Origin of the sequence: Arcobacter roscoffensis, from assembly GCF_024267655.1 — a bacterium.
Lineage (GTDB): Bacteria > Campylobacterota > Campylobacteria > Campylobacterales > Arcobacteraceae > Arcobacter_B > Arcobacter_B roscoffensis.
On record NZ_CP100595.1, the window covers coordinates 2685543 to 2701354 of the forward strand.

General features: G+C 30.1%; 6 protein-coding genes. 2 read left to right on the top strand and 4 right to left on the bottom strand.

The window, feature by feature from the left end; all coding sequences use genetic code 11:
- The first annotated feature begins 39 nt into the window (after positions 1-39).
- Together NJU99_RS12795 and NJU99_RS12800 are read left to right on the top strand one after the other, a co-directional pair.
- A complete protein-coding gene (locus tag NJU99_RS12795; protein ID WP_254576293.1) occupies positions 40-921 on the top strand; it encodes a DMT family transporter in 882 nt (293 codons plus the stop codon).
- Between the two features lie 68 nt (positions 922-989).
- Positions 990-2102: a glycosyltransferase gene (locus tag NJU99_RS12800; protein ID WP_254576294.1), complete on the top strand. Its 1113-nt coding sequence runs from the start codon at positions 990-992 to the stop codon at positions 2100-2102.
- A gap of 48 nt (positions 2103-2150) precedes the next feature.
- Here the strand turns inward: NJU99_RS12800 and NJU99_RS12805 are convergent, their stop codons facing one another.
- From NJU99_RS12805 to NJU99_RS12820, 4 genes are all read right to left on the bottom strand, one after another.
- Entirely contained in the window at positions 2151-2744 is a 594-nt protein-coding gene (locus tag NJU99_RS12805; protein ID WP_254576295.1) for an outer membrane protein, read from the bottom strand.
- Positions 2745-2753: 9 nt separating this feature from the next.
- On the bottom strand, positions 2754-3041 hold the full coding sequence (locus NJU99_RS12810) for a hypothetical protein (protein WP_254576296.1): 288 nt from the start codon (positions 3039-3041) through the stop codon (positions 2754-2756).
- Positions 3042-3051: 10 nt separating this feature from the next.
- Positions 3052-14928: an Ig-like domain-containing protein gene (locus NJU99_RS12815; RefSeq protein WP_254576297.1), complete on the bottom strand. Its 11877-nt coding sequence runs from the start codon at positions 14926-14928 to the stop codon at positions 3052-3054.
- A 211-nt stretch (positions 14929-15139) separates the two neighbouring features.
- The gene (locus NJU99_RS12820) at positions 15140-15802 is read right to left on the bottom strand and encodes a response regulator transcription factor (protein ID WP_254576298.1); all 663 of its coding nucleotides are present in this window, start codon (positions 15800-15802) and stop codon (positions 15140-15142) included.
- Positions 15803-15812 lie beyond the last annotated feature (10 nt).

Sequence of the window (15812 nt, forward strand, 5' to 3'; positions counted from 1 at the left end):
AAAGTGATATAATCTCACTTTTATTTTTTAGGAGATTTTATGACTAAATCAAAACTTTATGAATATAGAGCAGATTTATTACTTTTAACAGTTGCTATTGCTTGGGGTGTAACTTTTTTAATGGTTCAAGAAGCCATAAATACTACACCTGTTTACGCTTTTTTATTTTTTAGATTTGCACTTGCTTCACTTTTAATGTTTATTATTGCTTATAAATTTTTGAAAGAAACAAATACTCAAACTGTAGTTTTTGGTATTACTTTAGGACTTATACTTTTTTCAGCTTTTGCCACACAAACCTTTGGGCTTAGTTTTACAAAAAGTTCAATTGTAGCTTTTATTACAGGGCTTAATGTAATATGTGTTCCTTTCTTGGCTTATTTTATATTTAAAGACCATGTAAGAAAAAATGTATTTGTCGCTTCACTTATAGCAGTTGTGGGTTTATATTTACTTACTATGAGTGGAACGTTAACTCTTGGGATTGGTGAATTTCTTACTTTAATTTGTGCTGTATTATTTGCTTTACATATTATCTTTACTGGAAAGTTTTCAGTAAAAGTAAATGTGTTTGTTTTAGTACTAGTGCAGTTTACAACAGTTGCTATTTTATCACTTATATTTTCACTGTGTTTAGATGATAAAACATTTGATTTACCATATGACTATAACTTTTTTAAAGCTGTAATTGTAACAGCTGTGTTTGCAACAGTTTATGCTTTTTTAATTCAAACATATATGCAACAGTTTACAACAGCTACAAAGACAGCTGTAATTTTTACAATGGAGCCTGTAAGTGCTGCTGTGTATGGATATTTTGCAGGTGGAGAGATACTTACACAAATTCAAATTTTTGGAGCAGTGTTAATTTTAGTAGCAACTTTAGTTGCAGAGTTACGATTTAGGAAAATAAACAAATAATATTTATGCTCTTTTAATGCGATACTTATTTGCTACTATCTTAAATATAAAAATTTAAGGAGTAGCAAGTGAGTAAGTTCTTATATATTACTGACCAAGAAGAGTATCACGAACATAGTTTTATTGGCCCTTTATTTGAAAAATATTTAAATAAACACTTTGAGATTGATATTGTTTATTTTTCAAAGTTCACAACAGAATTTGAAGTAAAAAATGAAAATAAATTAATTCTTCCAAATAAGTTTAAAAAAAATCCAATTGAAGAGTTAGAAAAAAATGGCTACAAATTAGAGCAATATGAAGTAGTAGCTGTTAGAAATGACACAGAAATACTAAAAGATGCACTAAAATTTAGAAAAACTGGCAATTTCAAATTGGCTTTTAGACTATCTTTTCCAAAAAGAATTGCTAAAATTCAAACTGATGAAGCAAATAAAAAAGTTAACTTTTTAGATGTAATAAACAATAAAATCAAAACATTTACAGAAACTTCACTTATCAATGAATGTGATATTTTCCTTCCAACATCAATTCAAATGAAAAATGACTATTTCAAAGATGTAAAAACAAGAACTTTTGTAATTCCATCTGCAATAGACCCTGATGTTTTAAGAGAAAATATTCAACATGAAGGCATTGAAAAGAGATTTTTCTACGCTGGAACACTTGATAAATTAAGAGAGTTTGAGACTATACTAGATGCTTTTAGTGAGTTAAGTGATGGAACATATAAACTTATGATTTCTACAAAAGACCCTGAGTATGCAAAAGACTTAATATCAAAATATAAAGATATAGAAGATCATATTGAAATTTATAATGCAAAAACAAAAGGTGAACTTTTAGAATTAATCGCAAAAGCTGATATAGGAATAGGACTACTTCCTGAAATTTCACTATTTAACTCATCAACACCTATGAAAGTACTTGATTATTATTCATCAGCTGTACCATGTATTATGTCAAAAAATGAAAATAACAGCTCAATTTTTGAAGATGATAAAAGTGCTTGGTTTAGTAACTTTACTAAAAAAGATATAAAAGAAAAACTTGATTATATTTTAGGACTAAACAAAGATGAAGTAGCACAAGTGGGAGTAAATGGTCAAAAAAGATTACTTGATGTAAGAAACTACGAAAGAATTGCAGCTGACTTTGCCCATCAACTAAATATTTTATAAGAAGAAGCAAGAGTTAAACTCTTACTTCTTATTCTCACTATAATATTATTAAAAATTAAATCTTATACCAAACGATACTGTATTTAATAAATCATGCTTTAAATCTGCATTATTCGTAGAAGTAGTTGAAAGTTCTGCTTTATGTCCCATATATGCTAATGTATAGTTTAAAACTAAGTCTGTGCTATTTGACATAGGATATAGTATTCCTGCATTTGCTCCTACTATATATGAGCTTGATTTTGTATCATTATTTAAAGTATTTATTGGGGCTTTATTCCATTTAAGTTCTGAGTAGCCTAATATTGCTCCTACATATGGTGTAAAGTTTTTATTTTCAAACTTATATTTTGATTGCAAATATATATTATTTAAATCTACATCATCACTTGAAACCAGTTGATAGTTTACTGACAAATCTATATTTTTACTATACTCATATCCAAACTCTAGGTTTACACTTTCAGAACTACTATCTTGTTCTTCTATTAAGCTTACTGTTCCTGCTGTATCTTTTTTATCATTATTTATATGAGTAAAACCATATTGAATAGATGCAAATAGATTCTTTTCAGAACTATTTGCACTTAAACTTGTAACTAAAAGTGTTGAAGATATTGTGCTTATTAATATTTTTTTCATAAAATTATCCTACTTTCTTACTATATGTGCTTTACCACTATTTAGGCAAACTTTTTTCTCACCATTTACATTATGATAAGTTGTCACAAGTGTTCCTGCTTCATCATTTACTATTTTATCTCCACTATACAATGTCACATAAGTATCAAAGTCATTTGAGCTTGGACTTGCTACACAAGAAACATTTATATCTACTATTGCGTTTTTAAAAGATGAAGAACTTCCTCCACCTCCTCCACAAGCAGTGAACCCTAAGGCTACTGCTATTAGTAATACTATTGAATATATCTTTTTCATACTTTTATCCTTACTCAATCTCTAAGCTACCATCTAGTGGCGTTGTTGTTTTTATATATAAGTTTCCATCATCGTCTTCAGTAATTGTAACTTCATTTCCTGCTTGGAATGGTGTATTTGAAGATACTGTATTATCTACATCATCTTGCTCACCTGTTGACAAGTTAACTCTTACGAATTTAGTTGTAGTTTCACCTGTTGTATTAGTTGATACAACTGCTTTATATACATATCCATCTTTTTTTACTTCTGATGTTGTTTCTACATTTCCATCTTTATCTGATTCTACATTTGAACCCTCTATTGATGAACTTGCTGTTGATGTTTTACCTTCTAAAGTATTTTCTACTACATGAGTTACCGAACCATCACTATTTAGTCTAAGTTTTACTGTTCCACTATTTGTACTTGAAGATGATTCAATATTTCCTTCACCATCTACATTTGTAGTTGAACTTTTACCTTGTGTTTTCATAGAAGCACTTTTACCATCTTTTGTTTCAATTGTTGACTGAGAAGTACCATCCGTATTTAGATATACATTTACTATCTTTTCTGCAAGTTCTATAACACTTTTTACACTTTCTTGAGAGACAATATTTTCAACAAGACCTTTTATAGTATCTGCAAATGTTGATTGTGTTTTTGACTCTTGTCCATCTTTTGTAGTTGTTACTTCTACTTTTGTATCTGTTTGAGTTGCACTTACAAAGCTATTATTGTTTTCTTCTTCTATTTTATTTTGAAGAACAGTTATAATAAACTCTTTTGTTTCAGTAACTTTATTTTCACCATCACCATGAGTAATTGTTGCGGTAAATGTTACTGTCTTATCTGATGAAGAATCTCTTATTACATCACCTTCTTGAGTAATAACATCTGTATTAGAACTACTCCAAATAATAGTTGAACCATTTGCACCTTTTAGAGGTAGTGGTTTTAGTAAGTTATAAACAACATTATTCTTATCAATATTTTTATCTAATATTGAAGTAAGAGTTAATAATTCTTTATCTTTTTGAACAATCTGTTCACTTGAACTTTCATTTTTAAGAACTGTTACTTTAAACTCTTTTTTAACTTCACCTATAAATACAGTGATTGTAACTTCTTTATCTTCATCATTTGGTCTTGTTATATATCCTGAGTATGGAGATATTACGGATTCATCTGAACTTGTCCACTGAATATTTTTATTTAAAAACATTGTTGAAAGATTTAAAGAACTTGTAATTTGAGATTTTAAACTATTCTCTTTTTTTATTATATCAAATGAAATTTTTTCTAAAATCTCTTCATCTGATAAAGTATCTGCCAATACTGTTACTAAGAACTCTTTTTTACTACTAAACTCATCTTTTTTAATAAGTGCAGTAATTAAAAGTGTTGTATTATTTTCACTTTTTGTAACAACACCATTTGTATCAATAATCTCTTCTTTTGTGCTTGACCATGTAATCGAAGCCTCACACACACTTGCAATTGTATTAACTAATTCTAAGTTACTTGTAATTGCATCTTGAGAATTATTATCTTTCTTAATATTATCAAATGTTAATGCTGTTTTTGTATTTTCTACACAAAGTGAAGCATTTGCAGCTTTGATATTAATATTAAAGCTTTCTTTATATTCTAAACCTTCAATATCTTTTACCACAACTGTAACTGTTGTTATTCCTGCGTTATTTCCTGTGACTGTATATTTTAACTGTGCATTTGTATCTGACAGTTTTGAAACTTCTATACTATCATTAGCTAAAAGATTTTCATTTGAACTACTTGCTATTAAACTTGTAATCTCAACATCATCCCAAATATCAAACTCAATTGTTTTTACAATCTCATCTGCACTTTGATCATGTGAAATATCACCAATATTTGAAATAGTTGGTGCATCATTTACATTTGTAAGTGAGTATGTAAATATTTTTGTTGTACTTTTCCCATCAATTGTTGAAGTTAAAGTAATAGTTACATTTCCATTTGCATTTTTCTTTGGAACTACTATTAGTTTTCCATCTCTTATATAAGCTGTTGCTATATTTTCATCTGATGAAGTTACAGTGTATGTTGCAGTACTTGCATCTGAGTCTATATCAGAAGTAGCTAAAGAAATAACTAATCCTTCCCCATCTTCAACTTGTGTTTGATTATTTAAAGTTGTTGTTATTTCAGGTGCATCATCAACTGCTGTTATACTTACATTTATAGTTTTATCTACACTATATCCATTTCCATCTGATAGTGTTACTACAAAGAAATCTTTACCATTATAGTTTGCCCTTGGAGTATAAGTAATAGTTGTATCACTTATAGAAATAGTTCCATTACTTGGGGCTGTTTTTTGTGAAGCTACAACTGTATCTTTATCTTCATCTGTATATGTAAATGACATATCTTTTGATGTATCTTCATTTGTAGTTATTAACTCATCAATTGTAATTTTTGGATCATCATTAACATCATTTATATTAATTGTTAAAGATTGAGTATCACTTAGAGTTGAGCCACCATTATCTGTAACTACTACATCAATACTATATGAAGATTTCATCTCATAATTTGCTGCAGTTTTAAAAGTGATTACACCTGTTTTTGAATCAATATTAAAGGCTTTAGCATCAGTTCCATCAATAGAATAAGTTAATACTTGTCCATCATTTACATCTGTTGCATCTATATCTATAACTGCTGTTTGATTTTCATCTACAGCTACTGTTGCTGTTGGATTAGAATCATTATTTGTGATAATTGGAGCAGCGTTATCTACTGTTGTAAATTTCCATATTGTTTTATTACTAATACCTTCATAGAAGTTACCATCTACATCTTTTAAAGTTGTTTTATCAATGATTACATAATAAGCAGTATTTAATTCTAGTTTTGTTTCTTTATTTATTGCAACTACTGTATTTGTAAGTTTGTTTTCTTCAGTAGGTTTTTCTATAGTAATCTTATCTGATGTTATAGCTATAGTTTCAACTACACTATCATCTGATGATTTATGAATTACTATATTTCCTATATTACCTTCTACTTCTTCATTTTTTATTACTTCTTCACTAAATTCTAGTTTTAAAGCAGAGTCTAACTCAACTCCTGTAGCTCCTTTACTTGGTGTATATTTTACTACACTTGGGAAGATAGTAATTGTCTTTTGAATTGCTTTTGTATTATCATTTCCTGCTTTATCTGTAAATGTTTTTTCATTTACATTTATAGTGATTTGAGAAGTACTTTTGTCATCTATTGTAAGTTTTACTGTATATTCCTTACTATTTGATTCACTTTGAGCAAAGTCACTTAAGCTACCTGCATTTATGCTTATATTTTCTACAGTAAAGTTATCACTCTCTTCTGAAAGAGTAAATGTTAAGTCTATTACTTCACCATTTATTGCTACAGTTTTTGATGTAGAAATTGAGATACTTGGAACTTGCGTATCTATTGAAATAGTTTTTTGACTTGCCTTTGTATTATCATTTCCTACTGCATCTTTAAACTTAGCTGCTGCTACATCTATTGTTCCATCTGTTATTGAGTTTTCACTTGGTGTAAATGTTGCTGTATAAACTTTACCTTCTCCTGAGAAGTTAGTTAATACTCCACCACTTACTACTACATCAGCTACTGCAAAGTCTGTACTGTTTTCAGAAAGTGTAAATGTAACTGTAGCACTTTCACCTGCTTTTAATACTTCTTTATTTGAAGTAATTACAATACTTGGAACTTGCGTATCTATTGAAATAGTTTTTTGACTTGCCTTTGTATTATCATTTCCTACTGCATCTTTAAACTTAGCTGCTGCTACATCTATTGTTCCATCTGTTATTGAGTTTTCACTTGGTGTAAATGTTGCTGTATAAACTTTACCTTCTCCTGAGAAGTTAGTTAATACTCCACCACTTACTACTACATCAGCTACTGCAAAGTCTGTACTGTTTTCAGAAAGTGTAAATGTAACTGTAGCACTTTCACCTGCTTTTAATACTTCTTTATTTGAAGTAATTACAATACTTGGAACTTGCGTATCTATTGAAATAGTTTTTTGACTTGCCTTTGTATTACCATTTCCTACTGGATCTGTAAACTTAGCTGCTGAAACATCTATTGTTCCATCTGTTATTGAGTTTTCACTTGGTGTAAATGTTGCTGTATAAACTTTACCTTCTCCTGAGAAGTTAGTTAATACTCCACCACTTACTACTATATCAGCTACTGCAAAATTTGTACTGTTTTCAGAAAGTGTAAATGTAACTGTAGCACTTTCACCTGCTTTTAATACTTCTTTATTTGAAGTAATTACAATACTTGGAACTTGAGTATCTATTGAGATAGTTTTTTGACTTGCCTTTGTATTATCATTTCCTACTGCATCTTTAAACTTAGCTGCTGCTACATCTATTGTTCCATCTGTTATTGAGTTTTCACTTGGTGTAAATGTTGCTGTATAAACTTTACCTTCTCCTGAGAAGTTAGTTAATACTCCACCACTTACTACTACATCAGCTACTGCAAAGTCTGTACTGTTTTCAGAAAGTGTAAATGTAACTGTAGCACTTTCACCTGCTTTTAATACTTCTTTATTTGAAGTAATTACAATACTTGGAACTTGAGTATCTATTGAAATAGTTTTTTGACTTGCCTTTGTATTATCATTTCCAACTGCATCTTTAAACTTAGCTGCTGCTACATCTATTGTTCCATCTGTTATTGAGTTTTCACTTGGTGTAAATGTTGCCGTATAAACTTTACCTTCTCCTGAGAAGTTAGTTAAGTTTCCACCACTTACTACTATATCAGCTACTGCAAAGTCTGTACTGTTTTCTGAAAGTGTAAATGTTACTGTTGCACTTTCACCTTTCTTCAATGCATCTTTATTTGAAGTAATTACAATACTTGGAACTATATTATCTAAAGTATATCTCTCACCTGTTGTAAAGTTATCAATTCCAGCTCCACCTATTGGTACACCATTTGAATTTTTAACACTATTGTCATCTACAAATTTAACACCCACAGAACCATTATATAAAGCTAAATCACCACCTGATACTGTTACTTCATATCCAATACTAAATCTAGTTACATTTGTAATAGTTGCTGTTGTATTTCCTACTACTTCAAAATCTGCTATTGTGGCATCATTTTCTTGTGGGATATTAGAATCTATATAAACAAAGAATAATAGACTATCACTATTTGTAGTTTCTGAAGCTTGTTCATCTCTTTTTATACTTGTGATTTCTGGTGCATCTAGGATTGAAATTTCAAAACTATTACTTGCACTTACTGTACCATCATTAGTAGTTATACTTATTTTTGATACACCTGAGAAATCTTTATTAGGCTTATATTTACCTATATTAAATGCATTTGTTAAAGCTTGAGCACTTCCCTTGACAGTAATATTACTATCTTCTATACCATCACCTTCTATGAACTCTAAGTTTTCTGTTCCTATAGTTACTAATCCATTTGTAACTGTAATTGTAGCTGTTTGAATATCACCATCTACATCTATTACTTTAAAATCTTGAGGAAGAGCAGGAGCATAGAAATCTTCATAGATTACAATTTCATTTGTAGGAACTGAAATTGTTGGTGCATCATTTGTATTATTTACTGTGATTGTAAAGTTATGTTCTACCTCATTTACTCCATCACTTAAAACAAGACTTACATTATGTTCACCTACATCTGCATTCGTTGGTGTTCCATTTAAAGAGTTTAATTTAAATTTATAAATTGCTCTTTCAGTTCTATCTGAAACATAAATTTCATTATTCCAAAATGCAATACCTTGAACACCACTAAAAGGATTAGATAAATCTTTACCAGCTACTGTTTTAACTTTACCTGTTGGGTCAATCATTCTTATTCTATGATTACCTCTATCAGATACAAAAATAGAACCTTCATTATTTATTCTAAGATATAATGGATTTTTTAATAGTGCATCTCTTGCATTGCCATTGTCTCCTGAGAAACCAGAAGTATTATAAGTTCCCATTACATTAAGCCATTTACTGCTATCTGTAATATCTATTTTTTCTACAACATGATTACTTACTCTCGTGAAATAAATATAACCATTATAATAATCTATACCCCAAGGATAATATAATCCTGTCTTAAAGTCTGTTATATTTCCATCTGGTGTAACCTTTTTAATGATTCCTGCATTTGAATAAATAACTGCATACATATTTCCATCATCATCGAAAGTCACATCTGAAACACCTGCATCATTTGAACCATCACCAAAAACTGCGTAAGTTGTGATTATATTAGTAGTTAAATCAATTTTTCTTACCCTATCATCACTCTTATCACTAATATATAAAGCATTCTTATAATATTTAACTCCCCAAATTTTGTCAAAAAGAGCATCTTTTGCTAAACCATCATCACCAAAACCATTTATTCCAATACTTTTTTCTGAACCTGCAAATATTGTTGTATTACCGTTTATATCTCTTTTATATACAACATTTTGATTTGGCGAGACATAATATAAGTTACCTTTATCATCAAAATCCATACCATAAATATTATATACATCTTCTTCATTTCCAATATCTGAACTAACAAGAGAAGGGTTTGTATTTAAACTCAACCAAGATGGAAGAGAAGTACCATCTTTTACACTCCAAGTTAAATAATCACCTTGAGCATCACTTGCACTTAAATCATAACTATAAGATTCATCTTCATTTACACTTGTAAGTTCTTCACTTGTTATTTTAGGAGCTTTTGGTTTTACTGTAATTGTAAAGTCATGCTCTACTTCATTTATACCATCACTTAAAATAAGTGTTATATTATGTTCCCCTACATCATTAATAGTTGGTGTTCCTGATAAACTTGGAGGTGAAATATTAAACTTTTTAATGGCATTATTTCCTGTATCTGCTATGTATAAATTGTCATTTTCATCTAAAAAGATTCCAGAAGGAGAAGATAAGCCAGTATCTAATATAGTAATTAAATTTGTACCATCAAACTTTTTAATAGCATTATTTCCTGTATCAGCTATATATAAATTACTATTACGATCTATTGCTAAATCTAAAGGAGAATTTAAACCATCATTTACAACAGTAGTAAGCATTTGACCATCAAACTTTTTAATAGTACTACTTCCCGTGTCTGCTATATATAAATCATAATTATCAAAAACTAACGCTGTAGGAGAAGATAATCCTTCATTTATTATAGTATGTGTTTGATATTGAGATGAAATGTCTTTTATAGCATTATTTCCAGTGTCAGCAACTAGAATCATTCCAAAGTTGGTGGCGGCTAGTCCTGTTGGAGAAGATAGCCCGTCATTTACTAAAGGTTCAACACCTTCAACAGTCGACCATTTAATAGAGTTATTATTAGTATCTGATATATAAAATCGACCATAATCTATTAATAAACCTTGTGGTGAATTAAAATTAGGATGATTAAATAAAGTTTGAAGTTGTAAACCATCAAATTCTTTTACTTGATTGTTTCCTGAATCTAAAATATATAGTCTATTCTCAAATATAGATATTTTAGATGGTGCATTTAGTCCACTATCTACGATAGTTGATACAGAATTTTGATTTAGTCTTAACCACGATGGAAGAGAAGTACCATCTTTCACACTCCAAGTTAAAGTATCATCTTGTTCATCTGTAGCACTAAAAATATACTTATAAGCTTCATCTTCATTTACACTTACAACTGGCTCACTAGTTACTTTAGGAGCTTTTGCTTTTACTGTAATTGTGAAGCTATGTTCAACTTCATTTACGCCATCATCTAAAACTAAACTTATATTATGTTCACCTAAATCTGCATTTGTTGGAGTTCCTATAAGTTTAGTAACGGCTGAATCTACTTTTCTTATTGAATGAGTAAAAGAATCTGATATATAAATATTTCCATCATTATCAATTGCTAGTCCAGAAGGCTGATATAGTTTGGCACTTGTTGCATTTAGTCCATCTCCAGTATCACCACTTATTCCCATTATACCTGCAACTGTAGTTATAATACCAGTATTTACATCTACTTTTCTTACAACATAATTTTTTTGATCAGCTACATATATATTTCCTTTATCATCTAGTGTAATTGAAACAGGTGTGTTAAGCTTAGCATTTGTAGCAAGGTCTCCATCTCCACTAGCTCCACTTATACCAAGAGTACCTGCAACCGTAGTGATTATACCTGTTTCAGCATCTACTTTTCTAATAGCATGATTTAAGTAATCTGCTATATAAATATTTCCAATATTGTCTATTGCTAACTTATATGGAAGACTCAGTTTGGCATTTGTAGCAAGACTACCATCTCCACTAGTTCCACTTACGCCAAAAGTACCTGCGATAGTAGAAATAGTACCAGTGTTCACAGTTACTTTTCTAATAACATGATTATTACTATCTGCTATATAAATATTTCCAATATCATCTACAATTAATCCTGTTGGAGCTGTTAACTTAGCACTTAAAGCACTACCTCCATCTCCACTAGAACCTCTTTCGCCAAAAGTACCAGCAACAGTATTTATAATTCCAGTATTTATATCTATTTTTCTAATAGCATGATTACCCTTGTCAGCAATATAAATATTTCCATTACTATCTATATCTATTTCCATTGGAAAATTTAGTTTTGCATTTATAGCAAGCTCCCCATCTCCACTAGTTCCACTTATTCCAAGAGTACCTGCAATAGTAGTTATTATTCCTGTATTAGCATCGACTTTTCTGATAGCATGATTAGCAGTATCTACTACATAGATATTTCCAGAAGAATCTACCTTCACACCTTTGGGAGCAAATAGTTTTGCATTTACAGCAAGTTCACCATCTCCACTTGTTCCTGCATTACTGACACCTAGTGTTCCTGCTACAGTATTTATCTTAGATATAGTAGATAAACTCAACCAATTAGGAAGAGTAGTACCATCTTTTACACGCCAGTTTAAATCATCTCCATCAACATCATTTCCTTTAAGGCTATAACTATATTCACTATCCTCATCAGCACTTATTACTGCTTCATCTTTAAATTCTGGAATATTATCATTTACATTTGAAATATCAACAGTAAGTGTTTTATCAAAAGTTAAGCCAGCAATATCTGTAGTTCTTACACAAATACTATAAGATGACTTACTTTCGTAGTCAAATACTGTATTAGCTTTTAGTTCATCTCCATTTATAGCAAAGTTTGTATCATCAACTCCACCACAAAAACTGTATGTAAATGTATCTTCTACATCGACATCTGTAGAATTAAGTAAGCCTATCGTTATATCACTTGCACTGTTTTCAACTATACTATTTGATGAAAGACTTATGTCAGTTGGCATGTCATTTACATTATTTACTGTGATTGTAAAGTTATGTTCAACTTCATTTACCCCATCACTTAAAATAAGATTTACAGTATGTTCACCTACATCTTCATTTTTTGGTGTTCCTGTAAGTTGTATAGGAGGAGTTATTTTTCTAATGTTATATGTATAAGTTGTATCTCCCATTAAAGATGAAACTGCAGATTGAGTGTTTGTAATATAAAGGTTTCCATCTTTATCAAAAACGCTATTAATTGGAATATAAAAAGTTGCGCTTGAGAGTGCTCCATTGTTCATACCTGTTGTTGTAGGTGAACCCGAATATGTAGAAACAACTCCTAGTTGCGTAATTTTTCTAATTGTATGATTGTTTTTATCCACAACAAAAAGATTGTCATTTATATCTATAGAGATACTCCAAGGAAATTTAAACTTTGCACTTGTTGATTCCCCATCATCTGAACCAAAACTTCCTGATACCCCTGCAAATGTACTTGCAACTCCATTTTGAGTTACCTTTCTAATTATATGATAATTATATGAAGGAATATAAAGGTTATCATTACTATCTAATGCAATGTTTTGAGGATAATAAACTCTAGTATCAGTTATTCCTGCCGTTCCATCTCCAATAAGTGTTGTTACAACACCTTCTTGTGTTATTTTTCTAATTCTATGATTGCTTCTATCTGCTACATATATGTTATCATTTTTATCTATTGCTAATCCATGAGGATAATTAAACTTTGCTAATTCTCCTGTAGCATCATTAAAGCCAGAAATACTTCCTGCAAAAACGCTTATTATACCAGATGGTGTAATCTTTTTGATTTTATGTTCAGAACTATCTGAAACATAAATATTGTCTGAACTATCTATTGTTAAACCAACTATCTTAGTAAAAGAGCTATCACCCCCTACAAAAGTTGTAACAACTCCATTAGGTGTAATCTTTACTATTGAATCTTGAGTATCATTCGTTGTAAAAATATTACCATTACTATCAGTAGCCATCTCAATATAAGTAGATTTTGTACTTAAATAATGTGAACTAAAAGTAGAAACAGTTGGTGCTGTATTATTAAAACTTAGCCAAGTAGGTAACGATGTATTCTCTTTCACACTCCAGTTTAAATCATCCCCTTGCCCATCAACTCCTGTAAGTGTGTAGAGATATTCACTATCCTCATCTACACTTGTCACTGCTTCACTTGTAACTACTGGGGCTAAGCTATTTACAGTTATTTGAAAATTATGTTCAACCTCATTTGTTCCATCACTTAATATAAGGTTTACATCATGTACACCTACATCATCTTTTGTTGGAGTTCCGGTTAGTAGTTTATAAACATTTGATATCTTTCTTATTCTATTATTTAAAATATCTGCTACATAGGTATTACCACTAGAATCAACTGCAACTGAATAAGGATTTTTAAATGAAGCAACTGTAGCATTTCCATCAGTTGAACCACCAAGTCCACTTCCTGCTAGAGTTGTAACATTTCCATCACTTGTTATCTTTCTAATTTTATCATTTCCAAAATCTGCTACATAGACATTACCACTAGAATCAACTGCAACTCCTGAAGGTTTATTAAATGAAGCAGTTGCTCCAACTCCATCAGCAAAAGCAGCATCTCCACTTCCTGCTAAAGTTGTAACATTTCCATTTGTGTCAATCTTTCTTATTCTATGATTTAAAGTATCTGCTACATAAACATTACCACTAGAATCAACTGCAACTCCTGAAGGGCTTTTAAATGAAGCATTTGTTCCAAGACCATCAGCAAAAGTAGCATATCCATTTCCTGCTAGAGTTGTAACAGTTCCATCTGGGCTTATTTTTCTAATTCGATTATTGCTGTAATCTGCTACATAAACATTGCCACTAGAATCAACTGCAATCCCATCAGGATTTTGAAATGAAGCATTTGCTCCAACTCCATCACGAAAAAAGCCATATCCACTTCCCGCTAAAGTTGTAACATTTCCATCTGGACTTATTTTTCTAATTTTATGATTGAAGTTATCAGATACATAAACATTACCACTAGAGTCAACTGCAAGTTGGTTAGGATAATTAAATGAAGCAGCTTCTCCAAGACCATCAGCAAAAGCAGCATTTCCACTTCCTGCTAGAGTTGTAACATTTCCATCACTTGTTATCTTTCTAATTTTATGATTAGAAGAATCAGATACATAGACATTCCCATTAGAATCAACTGCAACTCCATAAGGAAAAGAAAATGAAGCAGTTATTGCACTTCCATCAGATGAACCATTACTTCCACTTCCTGCAAAAGTTGATACTATAGTTTCATGGTTTAAAGTAAGCCAATTGGGTAAACTAGTTCCATCTTTCAGTTTCCATGTTAATTCATCACCATCCTCATCACTTCCTATAAATTCATAACTATAAGCCGTGTTTTCATTTACACTTATTACTGGTTCACTTGTAATTGTTGGACTAGCGGCAAAAACACTTTGAGCTATGAAGAGTATCAATAATGATACAAAACTTTTTAATCTAAAAAATTCCATACACTCTCCCTGATATGTACTTTATTCATTTCCCTTATCTCCCTTTAGGCTAATATTTTTATTTATTAAATAATAAAAGAAACTTTTGGCAACTTCTGGCAATTTAGTTTAAAATAAGGTTTTAGTAATTTAATTATGTGATTTTAAAAGTAGATAACTATATGATAATTAATAGTAAACATATGAGTTTAGGTAATAATGATAGAAAAAATTAATAAGACTCTAAAATATATCCATATTTAAAAGATGATTTTATAAAGCCTTTTGTAGTTTTTTTTCTCACTCTTTTGGCTATAGTAAAAAGAGCATCTAGTGAAAACTGCTCCGTACAATAAATATGATTATGTATATCCTCATAGGATACTGGTTGGTTGATTTTTAAGACAAGAGCATTAATAAAAGCATTTTCATTTTTTGAAAGCTCTATTTTTTGATTTGCTAAAAATAAAGCTTTTTTATCTATGTTCCATTTATAATCATCGATTAGCTTGATATATTTATCTTGTGTTAAATTTTCTACAGCTTGAAATAACACTTGTTTTAGCTGTTCCATCTTTACTGGTTTTACTAAATAGCTCACAAGATTCAAAGGAACTACTTTTAATAAATCTTCTGTATTTGTATGTGCAGAAAATAAAATTAGTTGCGTATTTTTATCCGTCTTTCTAATCTCTTCTACAAGTTCCACTCCACTAAAATGAGGCATGTTTATATCAGTAAAAACTATACTAGGATTATGCTCTTTATAAATTCTTAATCCTTCAAGTCCATTACAAGCCTTATAAACTGTATCACAAAATAAAGATACATATTTTTCAAATCTATTTAATAAAGAGATTTCATCTTCTACAATTAATATTGAAATATTTTTCATCATTTACACC